Origin of the sequence: Paenibacillus sp. FSL R10-2199, from assembly GCF_038000235.1 — a bacterium.
GTDB classification, from domain to species: domain Bacteria; phylum Bacillota; class Bacilli; order Paenibacillales; family Paenibacillaceae; genus Paenibacillus_AQ; species Paenibacillus_AQ phytohabitans.
Window position 1 is genome coordinate 5697625 of record NZ_JBBOBO010000001.1, and the last position, 26849, is coordinate 5724473.

General features: G+C 49.7%; 23 protein-coding genes and 1 riboswitch. Of the genes, 11 read left to right on the plus strand and 12 right to left on the minus strand.

Annotated features, from left to right (window positions below; translation table 11 throughout):
- Window positions 1-123: 123 nt before the first annotated feature.
- From NYE33_RS24965 to NYE33_RS24975, 3 genes are all read right to left on the minus strand, one after another.
- A complete protein-coding gene (locus NYE33_RS24965; RefSeq protein WP_039303485.1) occupies window positions 124-1083 on the minus strand; it encodes an ABC transporter substrate-binding protein in 960 nt (319 codons plus the stop codon).
- Window positions 1084-1233: 150 nt separating this feature from the next.
- Entirely contained in the window at window positions 1234-2610 is a 1377-nt protein-coding gene (locus tag NYE33_RS24970; RefSeq protein WP_042136835.1) for a DHA2 family efflux MFS transporter permease subunit, read from the minus strand.
- A gap of 209 nt (window positions 2611-2819) precedes the next feature.
- The gene (locus NYE33_RS24975; RefSeq protein ID WP_256703905.1) at window positions 2820-3506 is read right to left on the minus strand and encodes a Crp/Fnr family transcriptional regulator; all 687 of its coding nucleotides are present in this window, start codon (window positions 3504-3506) and stop codon (window positions 2820-2822) included.
- 111 nt (window positions 3507-3617) lie between these two features.
- On the opposite strand from NYE33_RS24975, the gene NYE33_RS24980 reads away from it, so the two are divergent.
- The 3 genes from NYE33_RS24980 to NYE33_RS24990 are packed head-to-tail and all read left to right on the plus strand — an operon-like array spanning window position 3618 to window position 5125.
- A complete protein-coding gene (locus tag NYE33_RS24980; RefSeq protein WP_340946173.1) occupies window positions 3618-3992 on the plus strand; it encodes a cupin domain-containing protein in 375 nt (124 codons plus the stop codon).
- Window positions 3993-4008: 16 nt separating this feature from the next.
- Window positions 4009-4392, plus strand: coding sequence for a cupin domain-containing protein (locus NYE33_RS24985; protein WP_042136830.1), 384 nt, complete (start codon window positions 4009-4011; stop codon window positions 4390-4392).
- Complete coding sequence (locus tag NYE33_RS24990) at window positions 4370-5125, plus strand: methyltransferase domain-containing protein (RefSeq protein WP_197074394.1); 756 nt, start codon at window positions 4370-4372, stop codon at window positions 5123-5125. Before NYE33_RS24985 ends, NYE33_RS24990 begins: the two co-directional genes overlap by 23 nt.
- Before the next feature lie 276 nt (window positions 5126-5401).
- Here the strand turns inward: NYE33_RS24990 and NYE33_RS24995 are convergent, their stop codons facing one another.
- From NYE33_RS24995 to NYE33_RS25025, 7 genes are all read right to left on the minus strand, one after another.
- Window positions 5402-6850: a 6-phospho-beta-glucosidase gene (locus NYE33_RS24995; RefSeq protein ID WP_445669823.1), complete on the minus strand. Its 1449-nt coding sequence runs from the start codon at window positions 6848-6850 to the stop codon at window positions 5402-5404.
- Between the two features lie 45 nt (window positions 6851-6895).
- A complete protein-coding gene (locus tag NYE33_RS25000; protein WP_341068065.1) occupies window positions 6896-8794 on the minus strand; it encodes a beta-glucoside-specific PTS transporter subunit IIABC in 1899 nt (632 codons plus the stop codon).
- 102 nt (window positions 8795-8896) lie between these two features.
- Window positions 8897-9733: a BglG family transcription antiterminator LicT gene (licT, locus tag NYE33_RS25005; protein WP_076244808.1), complete on the minus strand. Its 837-nt coding sequence runs from the start codon at window positions 9731-9733 to the stop codon at window positions 8897-8899.
- 331 nt (window positions 9734-10064) lie between these two features.
- Window positions 10065-11030 carry an EamA family transporter gene (locus tag NYE33_RS25010; RefSeq protein WP_076244989.1) on the minus strand — a complete coding sequence of 322 codons (966 nt, stop codon included), beginning with the start codon at window positions 11028-11030 and terminating at the stop codon, window positions 10065-10067.
- Between the two features lie 86 nt (window positions 11031-11116).
- Window positions 11117-11226: riboswitch (purine riboswitch) on the minus strand.
- Window positions 11227-11281: 55 nt separating this feature from the next.
- Window positions 11282-13408 (minus strand): M56 family metallopeptidase, encoded by a 2127-nt coding sequence (locus tag NYE33_RS25015; RefSeq protein ID WP_341068067.1) that lies wholly within the window; start codon window positions 13406-13408, stop codon window positions 11282-11284.
- A gap of 2 nt (window positions 13409-13410) precedes the next feature.
- Window positions 13411-13749 carry a BlaI/MecI/CopY family transcriptional regulator gene (locus NYE33_RS25020; RefSeq protein WP_218639456.1) on the minus strand — a complete coding sequence of 113 codons (339 nt, stop codon included), beginning with the start codon at window positions 13747-13749 and terminating at the stop codon, window positions 13411-13413.
- 141 nt (window positions 13750-13890) lie between these two features.
- On the minus strand, window positions 13891-15375 hold the full coding sequence (locus NYE33_RS25025; RefSeq protein WP_076244800.1) for a stalk domain-containing protein: 1485 nt from the start codon (window positions 15373-15375) through the stop codon (window positions 13891-13893).
- Window positions 15376-15588: 213 nt separating this feature from the next.
- On the opposite strand from NYE33_RS25025, the gene NYE33_RS25030 reads away from it, so the two are divergent.
- The 3 genes from NYE33_RS25030 to NYE33_RS25040 are packed head-to-tail and all read left to right on the plus strand — an operon-like array spanning window position 15589 to window position 19183.
- The gene (locus NYE33_RS25030; protein WP_340946185.1) at window positions 15589-16311 is read left to right on the plus strand and encodes a hypothetical protein; all 723 of its coding nucleotides are present in this window, start codon (window positions 15589-15591) and stop codon (window positions 16309-16311) included.
- A gap of 16 nt (window positions 16312-16327) precedes the next feature.
- Window positions 16328-18016 carry a vWA domain-containing protein gene (locus tag NYE33_RS25035; protein WP_076244798.1) on the plus strand — a complete coding sequence of 563 codons (1689 nt, stop codon included), beginning with the start codon at window positions 16328-16330 and terminating at the stop codon, window positions 18014-18016.
- Between the two features lie 27 nt (window positions 18017-18043).
- The gene (locus NYE33_RS25040) at window positions 18044-19183 is read left to right on the plus strand and encodes a toxic anion resistance protein (RefSeq protein WP_042136815.1); all 1140 of its coding nucleotides are present in this window, start codon (window positions 18044-18046) and stop codon (window positions 19181-19183) included.
- Between the two features lie 362 nt (window positions 19184-19545).
- Here NYE33_RS25040 and NYE33_RS25045 read toward each other — a convergent pair whose 3' ends face one another.
- Window positions 19546-20472: an AraC family transcriptional regulator gene (locus NYE33_RS25045; RefSeq protein ID WP_083705572.1), complete on the minus strand. Its 927-nt coding sequence runs from the start codon at window positions 20470-20472 to the stop codon at window positions 19546-19548.
- 159 nt (window positions 20473-20631) lie between these two features.
- Between NYE33_RS25045 and NYE33_RS25050 the strand changes: the two genes are divergently transcribed.
- The 3 genes from NYE33_RS25050 to NYE33_RS25060 all read left to right on the plus strand — a co-directional run bounded on the left by NYE33_RS25050 (window position 20632) and on the right by NYE33_RS25060 (window position 23686).
- On the plus strand, window positions 20632-21744 hold the full coding sequence (locus NYE33_RS25050) for a serine hydrolase domain-containing protein (protein ID WP_083705571.1): 1113 nt from the start codon (window positions 20632-20634) through the stop codon (window positions 21742-21744).
- A gap of 319 nt (window positions 21745-22063) precedes the next feature.
- Window positions 22064-22729, plus strand: coding sequence for a L,D-transpeptidase family protein (locus NYE33_RS25055; RefSeq protein ID WP_256703902.1), 666 nt, complete (start codon window positions 22064-22066; stop codon window positions 22727-22729).
- 111 nt (window positions 22730-22840) lie between these two features.
- Window positions 22841-23686 carry an ornithine carbamoyltransferase gene (locus NYE33_RS25060; protein WP_341068069.1) on the plus strand — a complete coding sequence of 282 codons (846 nt, stop codon included), beginning with the start codon at window positions 22841-22843 and terminating at the stop codon, window positions 23684-23686.
- 58 nt (window positions 23687-23744) lie between these two features.
- Here NYE33_RS25060 and NYE33_RS25065 read toward each other — a convergent pair whose 3' ends face one another.
- Window positions 23745-24197: a hypothetical protein gene (locus NYE33_RS25065; RefSeq protein ID WP_144026100.1), complete on the minus strand. Its 453-nt coding sequence runs from the start codon at window positions 24195-24197 to the stop codon at window positions 23745-23747.
- A gap of 493 nt (window positions 24198-24690) precedes the next feature.
- Here NYE33_RS25065 and NYE33_RS25070 point away from each other — a divergent pair, with 493 nt between their 5' ends.
- Both NYE33_RS25070 and NYE33_RS25075 read left to right on the plus strand, forming a co-directional pair.
- Complete coding sequence (locus tag NYE33_RS25070; protein WP_076244790.1) at window positions 24691-25272, plus strand: RNA polymerase sigma factor; 582 nt, start codon at window positions 24691-24693, stop codon at window positions 25270-25272.
- Window positions 25241-26812 carry a DUF4179 domain-containing protein gene (locus tag NYE33_RS25075; RefSeq protein WP_076244787.1) on the plus strand — a complete coding sequence of 524 codons (1572 nt, stop codon included), beginning with the start codon at window positions 25241-25243 and terminating at the stop codon, window positions 26810-26812. Before NYE33_RS25070 ends, NYE33_RS25075 begins: the two co-directional genes overlap by 32 nt.
- Window positions 26813-26849: the final 37 nt, after the last annotated feature.

Sequence of the window (26849 nt, forward strand, 5' to 3'; positions counted from 1 at the left end):
ATAATATAAGGTGCTATATATAATTCAGCAATAAATTGCACCCGCTTTTGGTGCAGCAAAAAGAGAGCCGGCCTGGGCTCTCTCCTGTTTTCTTCCATTTGCATATACTGGCTGGAATTAATCTTACTTCCCTGTGTACAGTTTGGTCTTCATCAGGGCTTCAAGGAAGGAGAACTTGCTGAATGCAGTTCCGCCTTGTGCCAGCGGATCAACCAGATTGACAAATACATTGCCGCCCTTCACAGCTTTCAGGCTCTTCCAGATGGCGTTCTTCTGCAGCTCTTCCAGTGCCTTAGGATTGTCTTTGTTCTCATCCGCCGAGAACTGTACAAAGATGTAATCCGGATTGATTGCCGCAAAGGATTCAAGGGAAATATTCTGCTGGGCTTTGACCTGCTGCACTTCCTTCGGCACGGTTGCACCCAGGTCGGCATACAGGGAGCGGTTAAAGAATACGTCCTGCGGATAGAGGAACAGGCTGCCTGAACGGATGCGCAGAGCAATGACCTTCTTGTCCTTGAGCTTCGGCGCAAGCTTCACTTTGGCTTCCTTCAGTTCCTTCTGGTATTTCAGAATCGCAGTGGTCGCTTCCTTCTGTTTGCCCGTAAGTGCTGCGAGCAGCTTCAGGTTGTCCATCCAATCGGTCGCGATATGCGATACTGGAATCGTAGTCGCGATCTTCGCCAGCTTCTCATTGGTCTCCGCCGGGAACTTCGTGCTGCTGAGGATAATATCCGGTTTGAGCTTCAGGATCGCTTCCAGGTCAGGTTCTGCCTTTTCCCCGATCGCTGTTACGCCGCTTGTTATTTTGGAAAAGATTGAAGGGAACTCACCGCCGACAGTCAATGCTCCCTTGGGTTTGAAATTGAGTACCAGTGCGTCTTCCAGCGCCTCTACTGCACCGGTAATGACAATATTATTGGTTTTGGCCGGAACGGTGTATACCTTGCCTTTATAGGTAATCTTTTGCGTTGCCTGTGCGGCTTCCGCAACGCCCACAGGTGCGACATTTACACCTGCGGCAGAAACGATACCCAGCGCCATAACACCAGCAAGTACCAAACCTGTTATTCTCTTAATCATAGCCTGCTACCACTCTCCATCATTTATTAATAATGATAATCATTATCACCATTACTAATATAATAGATTCATCTCCCCATTTTGAACATGGATTATTGTCGTTAAAACCATGGACGATCTGCGTAAAGTGAATATCCCCTTAACTATTCTTTACGAATGAGTCAGCCCCTTCAGATTAAACGATAAACCTAATCCGGCTATGGCTACTACGGTCAGGCACCAAAAAGCGGCATGGAATCCCTGCATCATATTCACCGGGAATGTGAAAGAACTGTAATTCATCGTAATCGTCATTATGGCTATCAGCAGAACCCCTCCCATAGAGCTGGCTAACGAGCGGATCGAAATCGTCATTGGAGAGGCATGTGCAATCATCTGAGGAGGTACACTTGCCATCGCATAGGCGGTAACAGGGGTCATAATAAACCCGATTCCCACCATTAGAAATACATAGAGCACAGCGAGTATAAGTATGGATGAATCCTGGGATAACATAAGCGAGATTAGCAAAGATACCCCGGCAATGAGGGTAAACCCGCCGCGAAGCACTATCTTCACTCCATAGCGGTCATATATTTTTCCGGAGATTACACTGGTACACCCCAGCAGCAGCGCACCCGGCAGCAGCATCAGACCTGACTCACTTGGCGTCAGCCCCCGGACATTCTGCACATATAACGGAATCAGCAGCTCAGCACCCACCATTACAATGAACATCAGCACTCCAATGATTGAGGCAAGGCTAAAGCTCCTGCTCTTGAACAGCCTGAAATCCAGCAATGGAACGGTAAGCTTCAGCTGACGCCTGATAAATAGAATTATGAACAATATCCCGCTTAGGATAACGGCCCCTGCCCATACCCGCGGGGCACTTTGATCCCCTGCCAGATTAACACCATATAACAGACCGGCAAATCCGGTTGTTGATAATAGAATAGATATGTAGTCCAGCTTCTCCCGGTGTCTCTCCCCCACATTCTGCAGACTGAACGCAGCGAGCAGCAGATTGGCTATCACTACAGGCAGCAATGCATAGAAGAGAATCCGCCAGGAGTGATCCTGAACGACTAATCCTGACAGGGTCGGACCCAGCGCCGGAGCCAGGCCCATTACCAGTCCGATTAACCCCATAGCCGAGCCTATCTTCCCCTTCGGGAACACCCTTAGAATCGTTGTCTGGAACAGAGGCATCAGCAGTCCTGCGCCCAAACCCTGAATAATACGCCCGCCCAGAATAAGGATAAAGTCCGGGGATATTCCCGCGATCAGTGTGCCTGCTGCAAAGACACTTGCCGAAGTGAAGAATAAACCTCTTGTCGTGAATCTTCCGATTAAAAATCCGGCAACAGGCACCGTTATGCCTGCAGTCAGATAGTATACTGTAATCAGCCACTGGGCCCTGCCTTCATTAATCCCCAAATCCAGCATCATTCTGGGCAATGCCGTATTCAGCATCGTCTGCATCAGCTGCCCGAGGAAATTCGCGATGACCAGCGAAGATATAATTAATCCGGGTCTGCTTTTCATTCCGTCTCCACCTGTCTCTCTTGTTATAAAATATATTAAAGATATATTAAGTCCTTAATAAAAGCGGACTACGCCCTCCACTTTAACTTCTACAGATTGTTCTGGTTAATTGGACCGGAAGTAAACACCTTAAATCAAAGACTTAATGTATCTACAATATATCCAAAAGTACAGATTGTCAATCTGTACTTACAGGAGTCCGCATGCTTTTACCACTGATTCTTCCACCACTGCTTCTCATAATCTGCCTTCAGCAATTCAAACTGGTTCCGTGTAAACCGGATCAGTCCATCCTGTGCCATCCGCTGCAACTCTCTGGATAAGGCACTCCGGTCCACAGTCAGGTAATCCGCCAGATCATTCCGGCTGAATGGAATTTCAAAGACGGGCGAATTATTTTTTTGGGCCTGCAGGCTGAAGTAGTGGATAATCCGTTCCCGCAGTGATTTGTGTGAGACCAGGTCAAGCTTCTGATACATCGACCGGTTATTCTCAAGCAGCAAGGTCAGCATATTCTCAATAATCCGGCTTCTCAAATGGCAGGTCGCCTGGCCCGGACGTACAATTTTGTTAATCTTGATGAACAGCACCCGGCACGCCGAGCCTGCAACCGCTTCGTAGCCGCTGGGCTCCTGCTCCAGACGAAGGGCGGTCTCCCCGATAATCTCCCCGCTCTCAAGCTCCGAGAATATGAAGCGCATGCCCGAACTATTCTCTTTGCACAGCAATACATTTCCCTGGAGAATAATACCCGCCGAAACCAGATATTCCTCCTGTTTGAAGATGACATCCTTCTTGGCGAAATCCTTGATGGTACCCTGAAGACAGCCCAGTGCCTGCTGCACCTCACTGATCATAAATCCTTTAAATAAGACCGTGCTTTGGATTTTGTTCATATATTGCTGCACATTTATCCGCCTCCTGTTGCCATGGCAACAGAGTCATTGTACAAACTCTGCTACAATTTAATAAATGAGAACGATTCTCACCTCATCTCATTATACCAAATGTTAAGAATCATTCAATATATACAGGAGGACGGCATGAGCGGAATGACTGCAGGCACAGTATTTTATTTCAATGACATGATTAGCATCCGGCCCTATCAGATATCGAGCAGAACACTGAATATCACAGAAGGTTCGGGCCAAGCCGCTGAAGCACCTGAATGGGTACTATACGGCATGGATAAGGATGAGACCATCAGCTCGGAGACCTCGCCCAGATCCAAGCTCATTCACGTACTGGAGGGAGAGCTTCACATGCTCATAGGAGAGCAGCCCTGTCCATTAACCGCCGGGGCAGCGGTAATCGTCCAAGCCGGTACCTGGCATGAATTCGCTGCGCAGAGCAGCTGCAAATTTCTGCAAATCAGCATATAACCTGGAGGTAGATCATATGGAGCAAGAACACTATATTAAAAGATTGCCGCAAGCTGAAGTTATGGATTTACGGAAGATCATTACGGTGGAGGAGCAGCAGGTATCGAGCCTGACCCTGGTACAGCGCTCCAGTCTCGCCATGACACTGATCTCCCTGGATAAAGGCTCATCGATTGGCGGCCACTCCTCCCCGGGCGATGCCATGGTGAATATTCTGTCGGGCGAGGCTCAGATCACCATTGCGGATAAACCCTACACGGTGCTGGCAGGAGAAACGATCATTTTGCCGGCTAATATTCCCCATGCGCTGTATGCTACCGAAGCCTTCCAAATGCTGCTGATTGTGGTCAAACCGGAGAAGAAGGAGCTGAGACATGTTGAAAAAGGAAGTAGGGCATAATTTCCTGGCCAAACTGGGTAAAAAGCGGCTGCGTCCCGGCGGTGTCGCTGCTACGAACTGGTTGATCCGGCATGCGAAGCTGACTAAAGACAGCCGTGTGCTGGAAGTGGCCTGCAACATGTGTACCACCTCTATCCAGCTTGCGCGGGAGTATAAGTGCCAGATTACCGGGATTGATATGGACCCCAGGGCACTTGAGAAGGCTGAGAAGAATATTAGAGATGCCAATCTGGAGGGGTACATTCAGGTCAGACAGGCCAATGCGATGAAGCTGCCTTTTGAGGATAACAGCTTCGACGTCGTCATTAACGAAGCGATGCTGACCATGCTGAATCAGGCGGCGAAGCAGAAGGCTGTAGCTGAATATTTCCGTGTGCTGAAGCCGGGCGGGGTTCTGCTTACGCATGACATCACTTTTGCGAAGAATAACATGGCCGGGGAGCTGGCGGAGCTGCGCCGGACAATTCATATTAATGTAGAGCCGCTGCCTGTGGCAGAGTGGGAAGGACTGTTCAACTCCACCGGATTCAAGAAGATCGAACATTCTACAGGCACCATGTCGCTGATGAGTGTTAAAGGCATGATTCGTGATGAAGGCGTCCCCGGTACACTGCGTATTTTCAAGAATGCACTCAAAAAAGAAAACCGCGCCCAGTTCAAGAAGATGTATACCTTCTTCAATACAACCGGCAAGGACCTGAATTATATCGCCGTGTGCAGCAGCAAGGACTGATGAAAAATCCCGTGCCGCCTGGACTAAAGAGCTCATACACAACAAAAAGGAGCTGTCCCAAAAGCCATGAACTGGCTGCTTGGGAGTCCGAACTGAATCACCGGAATAGCTGAAGGCAGCCCGATCAGGGCGATAATGATCGTTTTCATCAAGAATGGGCCGAGTCCGAATCTTCATCTTGTGCAAGCATGCTCGTTACAAAATCAAATAGCAGCCAAGCAGTGCAGAAGCACTTGTTTGGCTGCTATGCTTATGAACTCATTGCTGATAGCCTGATTAATCCAGCTGTGTTCCGCTGCTGGCGATTACATTCTTGTACCAGTAAAAGCTGTCTTTGCGGGATCTGGCCAGTGTGCCGTTCCCTTCATTGTCCTTGTCGACGTAGATGAATCCGTAGCGCTTCTTCATTTCGCCTGTTCCTGCACTGACCAGATCAATGCAGCCCCACGGAGTGTAGCCGATCAATTCTACCCCGTCCTCCAGCGCTTCACCCATGGTCTTGACATGTTCCCGCAAATAATCGATCCGGTAACCGTCTTGGATTGAACCGTCCGCTTCAACGGTATCTACAGCGCCAAGTCCATTCTCCACTACCATCATAGGAATACCATACCGGTTGTAAATATGGTTCAGGGACCATCTGAGCCCTTGAGGGTCAATCTGCCATTCCCATGCGCTCGCCTGCAGATATGGATTCTTCAGCCCCATCGACAGATTGCCGCCGATAGCCTCCTGATCCGGCGCTGCGCTCACGCAGGTGGATGAATAGTAGCTGAAGGTGTAGAAATCTACACAGCCTTCCCGCAGCGTCTGCTCGTCATCCTCCTCCTGCTGAAGCTTAATATTCTTCTCCTTGAAATATCTTGTGGCGAAGCCCGGATATGCACCTCTGACCTGTACATCCGAGCAGAGGAAATTGCTCAGATTATCCTTTTGCTGCGCCAGCAGAACGTCTTCCGGATTACAGGTCAGCGGGTAAGAACACATGTAGGCAATCATGCAGCCGATCTGGAACTTCTCATTGATCTCATGCCCCAGCTTCACGGCTTTGGCGCTCGCGAGGAACTGGTGATGCAGCGCCTGATAACGCAGTTGCTCATTGTCGCCGATTGCCGAAGTGCCGAGCTCTGCATTGCCCTGCGGCATGATCGCTCCTGCCATGAATGTTCCGAACGGCATCGTCAGAATATTGATTTCGTTGAAGGTCAGCCAGTATTTCACACTGTCCCTGTATCTGTTGAAGATCACTTCACAATAACGGACATAGAAGTCAATCGTTCTGCGGTCGGCCCACCCGTTATAGGCTTCAGCCAGGTGGAAAGGGGCTTCATAATGGGAGATCGTTACCAGCGGTTCGATCTGATGCTTTTTGAGTTCGGTAAAGACCTGATCGTAGAATTGAAGACCCTCCTCATTCGGCTGCGCATCATCCCCATTCGGGAAAATCCGTGACCAGGCGATGGACAAGCGGAATACTTTGAAGCCCATTTCGGCAAACAAAGCGATATCCTCCTTGTAGCGGTGATAGAAATCCACTGCCTCATGGCTCGGATAATTAGAACCGGCTTCCAATACCGGGGTGATTCTTCTGGATACTGTATGCGTTCCGGCGGTAATCACATCGGCAGTGCTTAATCCCTTGCCTCCAGCATCGAATCCGCCCTCCAGCTGATTGGCAGCGGTTGCGCCGCCCCACAGGAAATCCTCCGGAAAACTTTTGTACATTGTGCTCATTATAGTTCCTCCTCGTTTGGGGTTTCATTGAACAGATCAGATCATGACAGTCAGCAGATTCTCCCTGTAATCAATGCTCTTCAGGTCCGTCTCAATCACATCGAGATACTCGGCGGAATTCGAAATAATGACCGGCGTGGTCAGGGTATAGCCGGCCTCTCTGATCGCCGCTACATCAAACTCCATCAGCAGCTGGCCTTTTTTGACCAGATCTCCTTGCTTGGCCTTTGGGGTGAAGTATTTGCCCTTTAATTTGACGGTATCCTTGCCCACATGAATCAGAATATCGACCCCGTTATCACTGGTGATCCCTATGGCATGCCCGGATGCAAACAATGTGGTCAGTACCCCGTCTACCGGTGAGTATACTTTGCCTTCCAGCGGCTCAATCGCGATGCCCTTACCCATGGCTCCTGTAGAGAAAGCTTCGTCTGTCAGCTCGGACAGCGCTCGGACCTGGCCCTTCAGCGGACTTCCCACAGTCTCCTGCTTCACCAGCGTATTGCGCGGGGTGCCTGTGCTCTTGCTCTCTGCAGCCTCTTCATCCTTAAATCCGGAGAAGAATACCAGAATAAAACCTAGAATGAAGCTGATTACAATCGCCGCAATTGCCCCGTAGAAGCCTTTATCCATACCGTCCGGACTGATATAGCTTGGGATGCCGAAGATGCCCAGACCGCCGAGAATATAGCCCTTGGTGCCCATCAGACCGACAATACCGCCCCCGACTGCCGCAGCGACACAGCTTAAGACAAACGGCTTCTTGCGCGGCAGCGTAATCCCGTATATAGCAGGTTCAGTGACACCGAAGATGCCTGAGATGATTGCCGGAATAGACAATGACTTGAGCTTGACGTTCTTAGTCCGCAGCAGAATGGCCAGCACGGCACCGGTCTGGGCAAAGGAAGCCCCGAAGGAAGCTGCCAGAATCGGATCGGATTTCAGCACAGCCATGTTGTTGAGCGCAATCGGAACCAGACCCCAGTGCAGGCCGAAGATGACGAATACCTGCCAGAACGCGCCAACCAGCAAGCCTTCAATAACCGGACTGAGATTGTAGAGGAACAAGGTTCCCTCTCCCAGCAGTTGTCCTGCCCACGTGGAGATTGGACCAATCGCAATCAGTGCCAGCGGAACGGTGACGAGCAGGGTGAAGAACGGAACCAGGAAGGTGCGCACCACACTCGGAATCACTTTCTTGAAGAAGCTTTCCAGCTTAGAGCCTACAAAGGTTGAGATGATGATCGGAATAACGCTGGAGGTATACGACATCAGGATTACCGGGATTCCCAGGAACGTAATGTACACCGGGGATTCAAACAGCGTTCCGCTAAACAGCGTATAGAGCGGCTCGCCGGTTGCCATGGTGCTGCTAAATGTCGGATACACCAATGTAGCACCAATAGCCATTCCGATAAAGATGTTGGCGCCAAACTTCTTCGCCGACGTATACCCGAGGAAAATCGGGAAGAAATAGAACAGGCAGTCCCCAAGCGCATTAAGAATCTGGTAGGTACCCGAAGTATTCGTAATCAGTCCCAGCGTCACAAACAGGGCAGTGAACCCCTTAATCATTCCTGTTGCGCACAGCACACCAAGCGTCGGAGAGAATACCCCGGAGATCGTATCGATAAACCTGTTGAACAGGCTTGTTTTACCGGCCGTGGCTGCCTCTGACCCGTCTTCCTGGAATCCGCCAGCAGCCATAACCTGGGCATAGACCTCAGATACATGATTGCCGATGACAACCTGATATTGGCCGCCGCTCTGGATGACTGTAACGATTCCATCCATATTTTTCAGCACATCTGTGTTCGCCAGTGTGTCGTTCTTAAGTTTGAAGCGCAGACGGGTCACACAGTGGGTTAATCCGTTAACATTTTCTTTGCCGCCGACATTCCTGATAATTTCATTCGCGAGTGCATCATATTTCATCCTAAACCCTCCCATTCCCGATTAAAAAACAAAAAACGAAACCACACGGCAATATTCTGCCGATTTGGTTTCGCCTGCATGACCAGTAACAATCCAAAGGTTTTATTCAGTTTGTCTTTGTGTTACCCGCTGAATGTGAATCGTCAAGTACAGTCTTTCCTCATCCAGAAGCCGGGTGTCCAGGTACTGCTCAATTTTGAGTACACAGCTATGCGCCTTTTTGTATTTGGTCCGTACCTGCTTAAGCAGAAAATCATCAACCGACTCCACCGCTTCCTTCTTGCGTGACCGCTGAAAAAAATACCGCAGATGCGTAATGAACCGTTCATAGCTGACCGAACTCTCATCAATCTCGTTGTTATAGGAATACTTAACAATATTGAGAATGTCATCGATCTGTTGCGTCTGTCTGGTGACATCAGCAATTCTATGACCGGAGCTGTTTATTTGCGCATTGATCAGATGCAGGGCAATATTGCCGGCTTCATCCTCCGGCAGGCGGATGCGGGTATAACCCTCAATGATCTGCAAGGCTTGAAGTGCGATACCATATTCCTTGGGATAACAGCGCTGTATCTCCCAGATGAGCGGATTGGTATTGCGGATCCCCTGGTCCCAGAGCCTAAGTGCATGGGTCAAATGATCCGTTAATGTAACATAGATATAATCGCTTAGGCGCACCTTCAGGGAATGCTTGGCATATTCGATAATATCGTAGCTTAAAGCTACATATTCGGCGGGCGCATCTGCCATTAATGCTTTGAATTTCTCCGAAGCATCATTCTGCTTCAGTACAAACGTCTTCTCAATCAGGGATATATCCACCGGATCGCCGGCGTTCTTCTTGAATCCGATGCCGCGTCCCATGACCACCAGCTCATCTTTGCCTGAATCCTTGGCAATAATGGCATTATTATTGAAAATTTTTTCGATAATCAACCCTCTGCCCTCCTTTATCCCGAATTTCATTCATCAATACAGGATGTAGACGGATTAATCAAGGATTCCCGCGGCGTCCCGCAGGCCTTAACATAAAGAAAGGCAAAACCCAAAACACGTGACCATGTTTTGGGTTTTGCCTTTTCAGTAACAATCCCAAATTCAGAATAGCACTCTATTTCACTTTTGGCAACAAAAATGTTTGCGCTTTCAATGAACGATTGTTCCGCCCGGATGATTGGAACATTCTTCGTATGTAAATAAGCAGAGGATTGATTTCCGGGTAATACGGAAATTAATCCTCTGCTTCATGTTACGGTTGAATAAGAACTTAAACGGATGATGAAGTGACAGACCGGGAATTTCTCCAGCGCAGCTTATACAGCTCCGGCAGTACGACTCCGATCAGCACCAGAACCACTCCGGTCCACTGCAGGCCGCTCACATGCTCATGCAGTACGAACGAGGACAGCAGCACGGCAACCGGCAGTTCAGCAGCACCCAGAATACCAGCCATGCCTCCGCCAATATGCGGAACACCGATGGCGAACAGGACTGGCGGGATAAAGGCGCCGAACAATCCAAGCAGGAAGCCGAACAGCAGCAGCTGACTCCACAGCAAACCGTTAAACAGGAAGTATGGCGGGAACAGGATGAACAGCAGCAGCAGGCCGCCGGTAACCATCCAGGCGCTACGGTAAGCCGGATGCGCAGCCGGAACGGCTTTGCCGCTGAAGATAATGAACATGGAATAGCTTACTGCAGATAACAGCCCGAGCATAAGCCCGAGTGCGTTAAACTCGGCAGCTCCCTGATTCAGAATTCCGGCTGCCAGCAGCGTTCCCCCGAACAGCAGGATCAAGGTTAGCACAGTGATCTTATCGGGGCGCTGACGTTTGCTTACAGCCTGGATCAGCACGCTGATCCAGGTGAACTGGAACAGGAGAATAATGGCGAGCGACGCCGGAATATACCGGAGGGACTGGTAGTACAGCAGACCGGTAACCACTGTTGGCGCGCCGGCGAGCATTAGCAGCAATCTGTGTTTCCAGGCCAGCTTCATGGCCGGAGCCTTGCTGACAGCAGCCGTGGCCGCAGTATTGGTACGGCTGCGCTGTTTGCGGTTCTCTCTAACCTTGGTATATAAGGCCAGCAGCCAGGCGAGAATGCAGCCGGTCAGCAGCTGGGTACCAACAACTTCGCCCAGCTTATAGCCTTCTCCGTATGCTAATACGACGATTGTGGATAAAATGCCGTAGCTCATAGCACCTATGAGCACGGAGATTAAGTATTTCATATCTTTCATTTCAATTATGCCTCCTGAATCTCTGTTGTGTCGGCCGCAACACGCAAATAATCCTAACTCCGGGATAGGGACCTGTGTAACAAAGTCCTTATCATCGTAGTTAGGAAGAGTAGGCTTCCTGTAGAAACCCTCGCCCTGATGTACCTGATGGCTGCGAGGTTATACGAGAACAATATGTAATTATCGGGTTGACGACTGTTCATATGTTACACGTCAAGTGAGCTGGCGTCAACCCTTAATTCTTAAAATTTGTGGTGATACGGAACATAAACCTCTGTGACGGTATTAACCGTGTTATTGCTTACCGTAATCATACATGGAGGGGCGAAGCCGGTAAACTGCTCATAATACGCAATAAACTCCGCTTTGCTGACGCTTTGGAGCGATCCGGGATTCACACGGTCTATCAGCTTATACTCCGTTTCCGCCGTGACAGTGTAGAGATCGTTAATCTTATATTTGTTGAGGATATAGAATCCTCCCGGCAGATCCTCCTCCGTGATACCCAGGGCGGCAAAACGTTCAGAATCTTCAAGCGTCAGCCACTCCACCTGATCCAAATTCAATGTGTCGCTGTCCATGGCAAGACCTGTAACGTAACCAAGGAAGCTGCTCACAGGTGCAATTGCAAAATCTGCGGCAGTTGCCTCATAATCTACTACAAGATTGTCTCTGGATACCGGCTGGCCCAGTTCAGTTCTGATATATTGAACCGCCACCTGAAGCGGGTCAAGCCATGCCTGTTCCGTCCCCGCATCAGCTCCCGCCTGCAGGCCGGCATAGTATGCAGCCAGAGTCTCTTCCGTCTCCGGTGTTTCGTAATACTCATTGCCGCGCGTATCCATCCAGCGTTCGACGGTCCAGATACCTTGCTCTCCCTGCTTCACAGGCTGGGATAATAACAGCTGGCTGGTCTCACCAGCGGTCAAAATAAATTTGACCAGGATATGATTGCCGCTGAATGTTTCATGCGGAAGTATGCCTTTCCCTTCGAAGAACTTGCGGAGAGCTGTTTCCTGACCGGCCGGCCGGGACATGTCGTTCTCCCCGCTCCTGATCTCCCCCAGATACTCCGGTATAGAATCCTGATAGGAGAATACAAGTATCGGCTTGCCCATACTCCCGTCTTCGGTAAGCATTCCGTCTTCTATATTTATATTTCCCAGCTGCATTAATTTGTCTGCATCATCCGGCTTCAGCCTGTATTCCAAAGCCCAAAGCTGCACAGGCGTATCCAGCAGGTGATCGAATTCACCGATGCGCTCAAATGTAGTGATGGTGCTATTCTCAAAAGTTAGATCCGGCACCGCTCTTTGATAGGAGGCAATATTCGCCTTAATGTATTGTTCTGCGTAATCCCTTTCAGTGAATTCTGCCTGCTGTCTGGGGTTGCCAAGCAGTCCCACGCTAATGCCGGCGGTTCCGGCAATACAGAGCAGGACTACCCAGAATGCGGGTTTGCGGTAATGTAAAATATTGCGGATCCGTCCTTTCGTACCACTCTCTCCAAAAGCAAGCGGCGAGCCGTAGGTAAAACGTCTCCCGGTTGACAAAGCTAACAGCGAAAGCGAATAATCCTGCTTGATTCCGCTGCCCAGCTGCCGGATTACACTCTCATCGCAGGATTTCTCCATATCCTCGCTCATCAGGAAGAATGCGAGCCAGACCAGCGGATTGAACCAGTGGATACAGAGTACTGCATAGGCTAGAGGCTTGATGATATGGTCAAATCTGCGGATATGCACCTGCTCATGCTTGATGATATAAGCCCGCTCCTGATCCTGCAGACCCGGGGGAAGATAAATCCGCGGTCTCAGCATACCTGAGACAAACGGGGTTGAGATCCGCCTGGTTTCATAGATGTTCCCGGATATGAGCCGAGCGTTCTCCAGCCTGCGTCTCAGGCGGATTGTGGCAGTCAGGCTGTGTACAAGCATAATGCCAATCCCGGTAAGCCAAATATACAGCGCAGTCTGGGCCCACGGATTACCGGAAGCCGGGCTGTCTGCAGATTGAGCTGTAGCAGTCACTGACTGTGATACAGCATTCACTGGCTGCAGGCTTGCAGCACCTTGGCTCTCCTCCGGTATCTGCAGGACTTGAGCGGACCGGGAATCCGGCAGGACTGCCCCTGCAGCAGCTTGTGAAGCCGTCAATTTCACTGAAATCTGTTGCGCCTCCGCCGGTATTAGACTGATGGCACTCTCGAAAGAGAACGGGCAGATCAGCCGAAACAAGACTATGGACCATAATGCATAGGAATAGATCTTGGGAACCCTGCGGAGCAGCAGCCGCATAAGGATTACAATTACAATACAGTAGCTGCCTGTAATAGTCATCTTCATCAGGTGTTCCAACAGCTGATCCACGGCTATTCCTCCTTATGCTCCTTGATTAGCTTCACAAAGGCATCTACTTCGCTGTCACTAAGCTTCCGGCTCCTGGTGAACGCCGCCAGAAACCTGGGCAAGGAACCCTCGAAGGTCTCCTCCACGAACTGCTTGCTCTGTTCTGCGTAGAAATCCTCTTTATTCAGAATTGCCGTAACTATGCCATTCCGGTTCTCACATATGCCTTTGCTCTCCAAACGCTTCAACATCGTATACGTTGTTGATTTCTTCCAGTTCAGTTCAGCCTCGCACAGCTTCACGAGTTCGCCTGAAGGAACCGGCTCATGGCTCCAGATCAGTTCTGCAAATTTGGACTCCATTTCGGTTAATGCATTTCTGCTCAAGTTATTACGCCCTTTCGGTCTACAAGTTGTAGACTCAACTGAGTTCAGTTTACAACTTGTAGACCGGAATGTCCAGAACTGAAACCCAGCCCGTTCAACGTGCCAGCAGCACTCATCTTATTGGGCTGCTGCAGTCCCCAGCTTCACTTCACCTGTGACTTTATTCCATTGCAGGCCTATACCCAGAATCCCGCAGATATCCTCCAGCGGGAATATTGTGCTATCGGGCAAGCTGCCTATTTTAAACTCACGGCCTGATTTCTTGCCATTGATATACAATTCGAGCGGATCGCTGACCTTAACCTGAATCGTCGAATTCCCGTAAACAATGGACCAGACAGTGAAATGATAATTGCCGAGCTTCGGATCCGGATTGGATATCCCCCTGCTGACCTGTACACCAAGCGCCTTGAATACACTGGTCAACGGAACATACAGTTTGCCGTCAATCACTGCTGCGGTTCCATAGAAATATAACGGCTTCCCGTTCACGGCGAAAGTTAGCGGATGCTGGACCGGTGCAAGGACATAACCCTCTTCATCCCTGGTTGTCGTACCGCTGCCAGTCGCAAGTCCCGAGTCAAAACCGTCCCCCCAACCGAGAAAAGCACCCTCTTTGCTCTGGGCAAATCCGAAGTTCCCGCTGCTTCCCCATATATTAGTGATGCCGTCTCCGTCTTTTACCTGAAACGGTTTAACCTGCGCTCCTGAGTTGTAATTCCATTGCCAGACTGTCCCATTCTTCTTCAGTACATAGAGCCGGTAGAATCCCGCCTGCAGCTGATAGACGCCGTTAAGATTGGCAACGGGTAACGTCGCTTGAAGCCCCTTGTTCCAGCGCAGGATCTGGCCGTCGCTTCGGAGCAGGAACACCTCACCTTGCGATGCTGCCATACTTGTTATAGAAGATGAAGCCAGCGTACCTACACTGACCGGATCACTCCCAAGGCGCATCCGTTTCAGGACACTGTTATAGATGCTTATCTGCTTCACACTGCCAGCCCCGGTAAGAAACAACGCATCGTTACCATTAATCACAGCGGATTTAATTCCTGAAACGCCTTCAAGCGCTTGATACCGGATCTGAACCAGCCTGCTGTCAGCCTGATCATAGGACGGATACCATAGCATTGCGGTCCCGTCTTTTTTCACAGCAATTCCCTTGGAGCCGTCCGTAGTCAGGAATGAAACGTCCTGAAGACCTTCGAGCTTAACCGGACCTTCCCTTCTTTGATCGGGCAGAATGGGGTCATTCGGAATGAAGCTGCTGTAGGCTTGACCCCAGCCCCATACCTCACCGCCCCCGCTGAGCGCGAAGGATGTATTCCCGCCTGCCGCCACCTGCACGATACCGCTTAGACCCTCCACTCTTCTGGGAACGTACTGATTAATGCTGGTACCGTCGCCGACCTGGCCTTGTTTGTTGTATCCCCAGCCGGTCACTGTCCCGTCGCTCCAGGCCGCAATTCCATGCGCAGAACCGCCGGATGCACTTACCACTTTTAACGCAGGCGCCGCAGCTGCTTCCTTGCCGGAAGGCAGGAATACGGACACCACCAGTATACATACTATGAGCTGAATTACTGTTTTACGTAAAAGCAAAGTCTTTTCCCCCTTGCACTCTTCTTTTCCCCATAATTATCCTATCCACTAGACTAGTATACTTCCAATTATTAGTACAGCACAGCGGGGAAATGTAAAATCCCAACATGCTAAACGTTACATGCACAGTATTTCTCTCCATTTACGAATCAAAAGGCGCAGTAGCTAAATATACTCTTGGAGGGGGTGTTAATCCTGAATAGTTCCGGACCTGTGAAGCTGCTGGGCGTAATTGCCGGAGTCGTCATTCTGAACATTGCTATCTTATCGCCAGGACTGCTGGGAATAGCTATCGGCGGGTCCAGTGCTCTTGAAACTGCAACAGGGGTAACCCTGCTCGTTGTCAGCCTGCTGATTGTGCTTTACGGGAGTTATACCCTGCTCTTCAAACGGGCAATTGTTCCCGCTGTCCCTCCTCTCGATTCACGGGAAGACTATATAGCTGAACTTTACCGCTACCGTAATGTGAGGGTACTGAAAGAGGATGTCGCCCTGGCCCTGGATCAGCTGGAGCGGATGGATAAAAAAAAGCTGACGCTGCTGAATGTTCTTGCCGGGCGTTTCGGGCGGGAGGAGCTCAGTTTCCGGAAGTTCCATACAGTGATTCAAGAAGTGGAGAAGCTCCTGTATCTGAATATCCGCAGTATTCTGAACAAACTAAGCGTATTCGATGCCGCCGAATTCTCGCAATTTACGGGTACAATTAACTCCGGCAGATTCACAAGTACATTCATCCAGAAGAAAAACGCCTTGTTCAACGAATATTTCACCCATGTCAAAGGCTGTCTGGCAGCAAACGAAGAGATTCTGCTGAAGCTGGACCAGCTGCTGCTGGAGATCTCCCGGCTCGGAAGTGCTGATTATGACGCCGCTCTGGAAATGCCCTGCATGCAGGAGCTGACCGCCCTGATCGGGCAGACGAAACTCTATCAGTAACGAAAGGAAGATGATTATGGCCGGGAAAGGCAAAACATTCATCGTACTTGGCCTCATCGCCGTGTCCGTCTTTGCGCTTGTCTACTTCGGAATCAGCCTGACCGCGAACTTGGGCAAATCCAAGACAGAGATCTCTGCAGAAGATGCGGATAAAAGGCTGAACAGGATCTATAAAGATATTAACGTGAGCAGTACCGCACCTGTAAAAGGGCAAATTGATCTTGATCCGGCAGCAGTCGGCGATTCATTGCCCGATATCTCCAAATTCCCGCTTTCTGTGAACAGCACAACGGACAGCTATGCCGAAATTTTCTCCTCGACCGAGAAATCCGGCACCGGCAACGACGGCTGGCTGAATGAAGTGGCCAATGACTTCAACTCTGCGGGTATCCTCGTGGACGGCAAGCCCGTCTCGGTCAGCATTCGTAATATTGCATCAGGCACAGCCGCAGATTATATCCGGTCCGGCAAATATGTGCCAGACGCCTACACTTCGTCCAATGAGCTATGGGGTGAAATGGTCAAGGCAAGCGGCATCTCAGCGGAACTTGTATCTGAGCGGCTGGCCGGCAATGTGGCCGGGGTGGTCATGAGCAAGCAGAAATATGATCAGCTGGTCGGCAAATACGGCTCGATTAATGTGAAGACGATCACCGATGCCATTGCAGCGAATGAGCTCGCGATGGGCTACACTGATCCTTTTGCCAGCTCCACGGGATTGAATTTCCTCGTGACTGCACTGGGCACGTTCGACAGTACGGATCTGCTTGGGGACAAGGCGGTTCAAGGCTTTGAGAAGTTCCAGGCGAATGTGCCTTTCATTGCCTCCACTACCCTGCAGATGCGGGACGCAGCGAAGTCGGGCATGCTGGATGCTTTTGTGCTGGAATATCAGACGTATGTCAATGCGGCAGATCTGACAAGCGGTTATGTGTTTACCCCCTTCGGGGTACGGCATGACAGTCCACTCTATGCACTGGGTGATTTGCCAAAAGAGAAGCTGGAGATCATCCGCAAGTTCGCCGAATTTGCCGTGCAGGACAAATACCAGACAGCAGCCTCAGACAGAGGCTTTAACGGTCTGAATGATTACAAGTCCGAGCTGGCTCCGGTGGACGGCTCCCTCCTCTCCTCAGCCCAGAAGCTATGGAAGGAGAAAAAAGACGGCAGCAAACAGATTGCCGCAGTATTTGTTGCTGATGTATCGGGCAGCATGGCCGGGGAACCGCTGAACCGGCTCAAGGAATCGCTGCTGAAGGGCCAGAAGTTTCTGGGCAAGGACAACAGCATCGGGTTTGTCTCCTACTCCAGTGATGTAACGATTAATCTGCCGATCGGCAAATACGACACCAATCATCAGTCCATGTTCGTTGGGGCGATCAATAGCCTGCAGGCTGCCGGCGGGACGGCTACTTTTGACGGAATGGTCGTGGCCATGAAGATGCTGAAGGAGGAGCTCGCGCTGCATCCGGAGATGAAACCGCTGATCTTCGTGCTTAGCGACGGGGAGACGAACGAAGGACATTCATTGGATGAGATCAGAGGATTGATTGAGAGCTACAAAATCCCCGTATATACAATTGGATATAACGCCAACATCAAGGCGCTGGAGAGCATTTCAAGCATCAACGAGGCGGCTAATATCAATGCAGATACTGAAGATGTGGTCTACAAAATCGGCAATCTGCTCAATGTGCAAATGTAAGTCCCATAATCCCGAAGGAGGGTTCCCATGTCATTCTCAATGGAAATTCCCAGCCCTGAGAAGCTGAAAGAGGCCGTCGAAGAGCAGGTGCAGACGGAGCCGGAGGAAGTTACGCAGCTGAAGGAACAGGCGGTCAATAATGTATCCAATATTCTTGCCCTGGATTTCGATTCACTGGAGAAACGCAAATCAGTGCTGCAGTCGATTGACAGCTTCGGGATGGGCACCATGCGCTCCTCTTCGGAGAAGAATTCGCTCCTGCAGGTATCTGTAGGTAATCTCTCCAAGACCGGTGATGAAGGCGGCCAGGTCGCCAAGGGATTAACAGAGCTGCATCTCCAGCTGAAGGATCTGGATCCGAGTGCAGTTGATTTCGCCAAAAGCGGCTTCCTGGGCAAGTTCTTCCATCCCTTGCGTAATTACTTCGCCAAATACCAGAAGGCGGATAGTGTCATCTCCGATATCATTCTGTCTCTGGATAAAGGCAAAAGCGTGCTGAAAAATGACAATATCACCTTAGAGATTGAGCAACAGACTCTGCGGGAGCTGACTAAACGGCTGAAAAAGGAAATTCAGCTCGGCATCCTGATGGATCAGGAGATCGAGACGCAGATTGAGGCGGCTAAGCAGCGCAGTGAAGACGAGGATAAAATCCGGTTCATCACCGAAGAAGTCCTATTCCCGTTACGTCAGAGGGTAATGGATCTGCAGCAGATGCTGGTGGTCAATCAGCAGGGGATCATGGCCATTGAAGTCGTAATACGCAACAACAAAGAGCTGATCCGCGGTGTGGACAGAGCACGGAACGTCACGGTATCTGCGCTCAAAATTTCGGTTACGGTCGCAAGTGCCTTATACAATCAGAGGATCGTACTCAAAAAGATCGAGCTGCTGAACCAGACCACCAACAACCTGATCAGCGGCACCTCCAAAATGTTGAAAGACCAGGGCGCGGCCATTCACAAGCAATCGCTCGAAACCAGTATTTCCGCTGACACCTTGAAGCAGGCGTTCACAGATGTCCTGTCTGCGCTTGATTCTATCAGCACCTATAAGCAGGAAGCCCTCCCCAAGATGCGGGAGACGATCAACCAGTTCCGGGAACTGGCGGATAGCGGCGAACAGCAGATCCGGCGGCTGGAAAAAGGCAGTACGCTGGGGTTATAGCACTACTGTTGTCAGCTTAAAATAAAGGATTGGACTGAGCTCCGAAATCAAAACAGCGACAGTCAAGGACGCTATTTCCTGTCCTTAGCTGTCGCTGTTTTGATAGATAACGTTTAGCGAACTATATAATAATTGTAATCCTGTAAGCATTCCCCCCCAAGATTGGACTTGTCTGTACCCCAAAAGTGCAAACTGTTGCATTCACCGCAAGAATTGGAAATCGCGCACGAAATACCAGGAATCTGAGTAACTAAACGGTACCGTCGCTCTTCAGCGCTAGACTATAATCACCTCCTGCCCGAAACAGCTGGAGTATAGGCAGGCGTTACCGCCACAACGGAATACCGTCAGTACGTGATACCTCAGAAGCCGGCTTCATTTAGTTTAACAGGGATGCCAAATTCCATTTCCCACTGTCCTGCCGTATGGTCAAGCGAGTTGGGGAAGAAAATTTCCAGGGCTGGTCTCGTGACGTCCCATACATACGGGCTTAGAGGAAGCCACTCGGTGGAGACTAAGTGGAGCAGATCTCTCACCGTATCCGGTCTGTCTTTCAACTGCACAAGGGCGTACTTGCCTCCGGGAATCGTCCGGACACCCAGATCGCCAGTCGGTGTCATCCGGTGCTCCGTTGTAATACAAGCATCGTACCTGTGTCTGCCATCCGGCGTGATGTAAGGGTCGTCTAAGATGAGTCCGACAGTTAAGCTGTCTTTATTCAAGGCTTCTCTCGCGACCAACCATGAGGCTACATGCTCAAAGAGCCCTGTAATATCCGAATTAATCCTTCCTTCATTGATAGTCCCCCTATATCGGGCATAGATCGTATTCATCGGAGCAAGGCTCCGAATCTCGATCGGAAGCTCTGCCAGCTTGCCGGACAGTTCGGTGGACTTCTCTAAGGTGACTTTAGCCCTAAACCGTTCTGCGATCGTCCGCAGACGAAATCTGTCCCGGTATTCAGAAGCGCTCAGACCGGTATGCTTGCGGAATACTCTGCAAAAGTGGGCCTGAGTTTGCAGACCGCAATCCAAGGCGATATCAGTTATACTTCTACCTGGATGAAACAATAACAGCTTAATTGCCTTCTCAATGCGGATCCGCTGGATAAACCCGTGCACATTCTCATCCATCACCGTTTTAAACACCCGATGAAAGTGATAGGGTGAGTAGGCACTCACGTCCGATACTTCTTCAAGGGTTAATGGCTCCGTAAGATGCTCTTCCATGTAGTTGACGACATGGTTGATCCGGTACCGGTATTCCAATTCCAAGGCTTTTGCTGCCACAATCCGTTTCCCTCCTTTCCTTTTTCCTATTCATAGATTCAGTCTTTTTTTATTATAGCAAGAATTGTTAATTCGTTAGCAAGAAATTGGAAGACGATACACGCCCATTACACTACCATAAGGGAGTTCGAATTATAAATTTAAGGGGTGTGTTACTCTATGAACAAATTATTCAGCTTTGCTAAGCTGGCCATGGTGGCTGGGGCATTTTGTCTGATCCTTGCCACTTCCGCTTGCTCTTCCGAAAAGTCCTCAACCTCCGTGCCATCCCTCAACAGCTCCAAGGTGATTAGCTTGCCTAATGGGGAGTGGCAGATCGGCACTCCAGAGCAGGTTGAGATGGATTCCAAGGAAATCGAGGCAGTGATGCAACTTGCCAAGAAATCGGCGGTTCTTTCCATGCTGGTTGTTAGAGACGGCACAATCGTCTCCGAGTATTATAAGGATGGCATGCCGGATTCTATGCTGGCTGTAAACTCCATCACTAAGAGCGTGACTTCGCTCTTAATCGGGATAGCTATCGATAAAGGCTATCTGAAAGGAATTAATGAGCCGATCGAGGCATTTTTTCCCGAATATAAAGATTCGTTCGATTCATCAGCTAAGAAATCCATTACCATGGAGCATCTGCTCAGTATGACAAGTGGCTTGCATTTCCCGGAATGGACTGAGTGGAACTATATGCTCAAACCTATGACAGAGACCAAGGATTGGAACCAATTTATACTTAGCCAATCAATGGATGACGCCCCAGGTATTATTTGGAATTATAATACGGGCGGTTCCCAATTGCTGGCGGCGATTATCAGAAAAACGACTGGAAAATCCGAACTCGATTTTGCCAAAGAGCATCTGTTAGGTCCTCTCGACATTAATAGCGTAGAGTGGCCTAGTTCACCGGATGATTCGAATTCAGGTGGTTTCGGACTGAAGATGAAGCCAAGGGATCTAGCGAAGATTGGCCAATTGGTGCTTAACCATGGCATATGGAATGGTAAACGCATTGTATCGGAGGCATGGATCCAGGATACGACCACTCCGCATTCGGAGGGAAATATTAATTTTGGTAATTATGGTTTACATTGGTGGATAAATCAGTACAGCGGACATAAGGCCATTTTCGGTATGGGTTATGCCGGCCAATATTTGACACTCGTACCCGACCTTGATCTAGTAATTGTCGTAAACTCGGCTTTCTCCAAGAATCCCCAGGATACCCTCCTCCCCATTCAGTTTATCGGGCGCTTGGTCAAAGCCGTGAGAACAGATTGAGGAAATCCTAAGAATCGCCCTACAACTTTCATTCGTTTGAAAATGTGATTATTAACTTATGGAGCACCGGGATGGAACAGCCAACCAAGAGACAAATAATCAAGAATGTTATCTAATGTCATTTTTTCTATTGATAGTCAATATTGTAATGTGTCATTTGTACAGACTGCTCTTCGATTACATATTATTCTATAAAACATTCCATTATCCAGCCGATTCCCCTCAGTCCTCCAGAGGTAAATAAGAAGACAAAGGGGGCTGAGCTATGCGTTGCCATAATATGAAACCGCGGATTTCCGTACAACCAGCCATCTGATTATTGTCTCTCTTCTTCCTGTTCTTAAGCTGCGCCACCTGGTCTCCCCGGTCCTCTGCAGCCGGCTTCGCCGCTTCCTGGCCCTACAAGGCAGATGTTATACATAGCCAGCAGATGGTTGTTGTCGAAGCGAAGTCCATCCATTCCCAGACCGGCCAGCTGTCGCTTCAGCAGAACATCGGCGGGCAATGGCAATCCGTCCTCTCAGGAATACCCGTCACCTTGGGCAGCAAGGGCATCGGCAAAATCAAGGAAGGTGACGGGCGGACCCCCTCCGGTATCTACCGCCTCGGCTCAGGTTTCGGATCAGCAATGAATCCCGGCGGACTTCGTATCTTCTATACAAGAACGTCTAATCAGGATTACTGGGTCGATGATCCGTTATCCAGCCAGTACAATCAATGGGTGAATTATGCCGGCAATCCGGATCAGCGCTGGCGGTCTTATGAGCGGCTCCAGCAGCCCCTATATAAATACGCTATCATTCTGAAATACAACGATGATCCGGTTATGTCCGGCAAAGGCAGCGCTATCTTCCTGCATATCTGGAGAGCCGCTGGCAAGCCTACTGCCGGCTGCATTGCCATGTCGGAGTCTAATCTCCTTCAGCTGATGAGGCTGCTTGACCCTGAACTTTCTCCGGCCAGTGCTATTGGCATATCCGGCTGATACAAATCCGGCAACTTTTTTAACAAATATTGGTTTGTATATCCTTCCGCACTAATGTATATTTATACAGTTACTGTAATGAATATACCTGTGCCAAGGAGGGATACCACGATGCATTTTCTGGATATAAGCCAGCTCACCGCTGAGCAGATCCTTGAAATATTTGAATTAACCGATCAGCTTCGTTACAGAAGCCCGGAGCCTTTACTTGCAGGAAAAACGATGATTCTCTTCTTCCCCGATACCAGTCTGCGGACCCGGATCAGCTTCGAGAAAGGCATCAGGGACCTCGGCGGAGCCTATATTACATTTCCGCCGGAAGCCCTGGACAAGAAAGAATCTCCCGGCGATATGATCCGCTATCTGGAGAACTGGGGTGACGGGATTATCGCCAGATATCCCGAGTTGTCCAAGCTGGAAGAGCTGTCGGCGCACGCCTCGATTCCAGTCATTAATGCCATGACAGCGCACAATCACCCCTGTGAGATTCTGGCTGACCTGTACGCCCTGCGCTCCATCAGAGATAACTACCGGGAACTGACCTACACCTTCGTAGGTCCGGCAGGCAATATATCCAGAAGCTGGATGGAAGCCGCCAAGGCTCTTGACCTCTCTTTCAATCATGTATGCACGGCAGGCAAAGAGATGGGGACAGAGAACCCTAATTATGCGTTTCACACCAGTCTGGACAGCATTCTGCCGGAGAGCGACGTTATTCTTACCGATTCTTTGCCAGTGACATGCCTGACCCAGGAGTATCTTGGCGCCTATCAAATTACCCTTGAGCGGATGAAGTCTGCCAAACCGGATGCCATCTTAAATCCTTGCCCCCCATTCTTCCGCAATGAGGAAGTAAGTGAAGATGCGATTGCTTCGCCTTATTTTGCCGGGTTCGGATTCAAGAAAAGCCTGATCTATCTACAGCAGGCCATCCTTATCTATTGTTTATCCCACTAACTGCAGAGCAGTCTTCAGGTAGCTTTCAATTTGAGGTGTGAAGCGGTCATCCGAGGCATCAAGCATAGACAGCAGCTTCTGGATTATTTGCAGAATAACGGCTATCCCCGGGCCCCTCCAGCAGCACATTCTCATATGCTTTTTTAAGTGCAGGGTCAACAGCTTCATCCTCATAATCATAAGCCGGAGTGTTGTCCGTCCCATAGAACGTTCTCGACACTGCGTATCCCAGCTCTGTTTGGACAACGCTGACCCGGTTGGACTTCGGATAGTTCTGGACAAAATCCTCCATAATTACCGCCTTGGCTATAATCTCATCCCACGTAATGACGATACCGGCATCGTAGGTTGCCGGGCGGTTGCTCTCTGTGGCCATGAGATCCATATAAGCTGCAATATCTTTTGCAATATACGGTTTAAACGCTTTGAAGCCCTCATAATGCATAATAGGATAATACATCCCCTCACTGGTCTCGATTTTATAACCCGTATCTCTCAATTCTATTAACAACTTCCGGATATTGGCCTCCTGAACCGAGCTCAACAATCCGCTGTATGTTAGCCCGCTCTTGGCTGCAGCTCTATCAATTACTTGCTTTATACACGGCCTCCTTCTGTGAGAATGCTGCCGCAGTGGCCTGAGGTGTAGAATTTCCTGTAACAATGCTGCTAAAGATCAGAACTAGGCCTAGTAAAGCTCCTTTACACCATACCGGCAAATTGAAATGTAATCTTCTCATCTGCTAACCTCCCGAAGAATAGATGTCTGTCTGATAGCTGAACTTAAGTTTAGCTATTCTCTTATTACCCGATTACCGGATAAGATGCCTCCGGATGGCAGAATTTGAGCTGTTTGCAGAAACCGGCCGCATCGCTCCAGGCGGATAATATTTACATACCGGCTGCGGTGTGAGAAGATATCTTTTGTTTTTTGGCAAAAAAAGTGAGAAACCGCAGGCCGTCCGCGCGTCTTATAAGTAAATACGTCCATTTGGAGGCAATAGATGAAGGAACAAGACAATGCCGAAATCATAATTGCCGAGGTGCTGGCCGGAAATCGTGAGGCCTTTGCTATACTGGTAGACCAGTATAAATCCGGTTTATACCTTCTGCTGCTGGGCCTCGGTGCGAGCCATCAGGATGCGCAGGATCTGGCGCAGGATACTTTCATTCAGGCCTATCAGAAGCTGCGCAGCCATAATGAACAGTCCAGCTTCGCAGCCTGGCTCTACGCCATTGCCATCAACCGGTTCAAATCACAGAAGCGGCGCAAGGCATTCTCTTTCTCGGGAGGCTCCATTCTGGAGGAGATGGATCAGGCCCCGACACCTGAAGAGCGGTATATGATCAAGGAAAACAAGCTGGAGCTGCAAAAAAAGCTGGCCCGGCTTCCGGAACGCTACCGGATCGTGCTGCTGTTGCGTTATACCAATGAATTGACTTATGAGGAGATTGCCGCCATCACGGGAATTACTTTGCATCAGGTGAAGAACCGTCTGCACCGCGCCCGCTTGAAGCTCAAAAAACAATGGCCGAAACCGAAGGAGGATTCCAATGAAAAAATCGGATTACCGCACACACGATAATGTGGCAGATGAGGAAATGCTAATGTCTCTGTCCGGTTATGATGATCATCAGATGGATGAGGATTTCACGGGGCGTGTTATGGAGCAAATCCGCCAGACGGAGATTTTGCCCGCATCAAACGGGTCCATGGCTGGCTATACCAGCAATCCCGGCCGCAGAAGGTTCCGGCGTAATGTACTATGGGCAGGCTTGGGTACAGCTGCCATTGCGCTGGCGGTCCTGCTGTTCCTGCTCCCGGACTTATCTGCTCTACAGCAGATCCAATCCTCCAAATCCCAGCGGCTGCTCATACTGCCTTCCGAGTGGAGTGACCATCACCTGCTGGAAGCCAAGAAAGCCGGGGTAGTGAAGCTGCCTGATATTGAGGTCACGGATCAGGGCTATACGCTGACGCTGCAAGAGGTTGTTGCCGACCCGAACCGGATGATTCTGAATCTCAGAATTACCGATGCCAAAGGGCAGCCAGATGAAGAAATGATGAGTATGTTTGATATCACCCAGCTGCAGCTCCGTAACGAGGAAGGGCTAGAAATTGGAGACCTGCAGGGTATCAATCATATGAGTACTAAGCTCGGCCCCGATAAGTTCAGGATTGAATATCTGTTATTAACCTATTATTTCAAAGGAGAACAGCCCGGGGATACCGTGTTCATTGAAGGGAAGGTTCACGAGCTGATGCTGAAATACAAGACCAATGATAGGATTTCGGGGAATTGGAGCTTCAGTTATGCTGCAGACATGACAACCGCCAATGCTCTGACAGTGAACACTGATTTGAGTAAATACAGCTACACCACACCTCAAGGGCTGGAAATTCTGATGAAAGGCATCACGCATTCTCCTGCCGGTGCCAAAATTGAATTCAGTACCCTGCTAAAGGATGAGCTGGCCTCCCAAGTTCCGGAGAACCGCAGGGTTAATCTGGGTGTCAGGTATCATTTCGAGAATGCCAAAGGTCAAATTGTGGGCTCACTCATTAATAGTAAATATGGCGGAATGTCTGAGATAAACAGAGTCGGTCATGATCTCCAATTGAACTGGAGTTATTACTTAACGGAACTTCCATATCTCAGCGAGCCTATTTATTTCGTACTCGACGGCTTCTCCATCCCTGTTGAATCGGATGATTCATTAACGTTCAATCCGGCGCTTCTGAAGACAAAGCCTGCTGTCTTTGCAGCAGAGGGTGATATTTTGAATGTAAATAATATAAAGATCACTGAGACTCAGACCTTGCCTGGGCTGTCAGCCTGGATGGCTGTCAGCGGCAAATTCAGCAATGAATTCGATATGGACAAATGGATGGCCCGGGACGGCAATGGCACTGAGTATGATGTAATCCGCTGGGGTTCCTACCGGGAGGGGGATCTCGTTACCTTTGGCCAGAGCAGTGGGAACTCCGATCTTGTGTATCTGATTGTTGACGGTATGAAATCCATCCCGAAGGAGCTGACGCTAATCCGCACAGTCACAGACAAACTCTTCAATGACGCCGACTGGAGCTTCGAATTGCCTCGCTCGGCAGCAACTTCACAATAATTTCCGCGTCTATTCCTAATAATAGGGATTCCTCATC

Bases quoted from the DNA above. Each gene is read 5' to 3' on its own strand.
- NYE33_RS24965 (WP_039303485.1), bottom strand. From the start codon at position 1,083: ATGATTAAGAGAATAACAGGTTTGGTACTTGCTGGTGTTATGGCGCTG.
- NYE33_RS24970 (WP_042136835.1), bottom strand. From the start codon at position 2,610: ATGAAAAGCAGACCCGGATTAATTATATCTTCGCTGGTCATCGCGAAT.
- NYE33_RS24975 (WP_256703905.1), bottom strand. From the start codon at position 3,506: ATGAACAAAATCCAAAGCACGGTCTTATTTAAAGGATTTATGATCAGT.
- NYE33_RS24980 (WP_340946173.1), top strand. From the start codon at position 3,618: ATGTTAAGAATCATTCAATATATACAGGAGGACGGCATGAGCGGAATG.
- NYE33_RS24985 (WP_042136830.1), top strand. From the start codon at position 4,009: ATGGAGCAAGAACACTATATTAAAAGATTGCCGCAAGCTGAAGTTATG.
- NYE33_RS24995 (WP_445669823.1), bottom strand. From the start codon at position 6,850: ATGTACAAAAGTTTTCCGGAGGATTTCCTGTGGGGCGGCGCAACCGCT.
- NYE33_RS25000 (WP_341068065.1), bottom strand. From the start codon at position 8,794: ATGAAATATGATGCACTCGCGAATGAAATTATCAGGAATGTCGGCGGC.
- NYE33_RS25010 (WP_076244989.1), bottom strand. From the start codon at position 11,030: ATGAAATACTTAATCTCCGTGCTCATAGGTGCTATGAGCTACGGCATT.
- NYE33_RS25020 (WP_218639456.1), bottom strand. From the start codon at position 13,749: ATGGAGTCCAAATTTGCAGAACTGATCTGGAGCCATGAGCCGGTTCCT.
- NYE33_RS25035 (WP_076244798.1), top strand. From the start codon at position 16,328: ATGGCCGGGAAAGGCAAAACATTCATCGTACTTGGCCTCATCGCCGTG.
- NYE33_RS25040 (WP_042136815.1), top strand. From the start codon at position 18,044: ATGTCATTCTCAATGGAAATTCCCAGCCCTGAGAAGCTGAAAGAGGCC.
- NYE33_RS25050 (WP_083705571.1), top strand. From the start codon at position 20,632: ATGAACAAATTATTCAGCTTTGCTAAGCTGGCCATGGTGGCTGGGGCA.
- NYE33_RS25060 (WP_341068069.1), top strand. From the start codon at position 22,841: ATGCATTTTCTGGATATAAGCCAGCTCACCGCTGAGCAGATCCTTGAA.
- NYE33_RS25070 (WP_076244790.1), top strand. From the start codon at position 24,691: ATGAAGGAACAAGACAATGCCGAAATCATAATTGCCGAGGTGCTGGCC.
- NYE33_RS25075 (WP_076244787.1), top strand. From the start codon at position 25,241: ATGAAAAAATCGGATTACCGCACACACGATAATGTGGCAGATGAGGAA.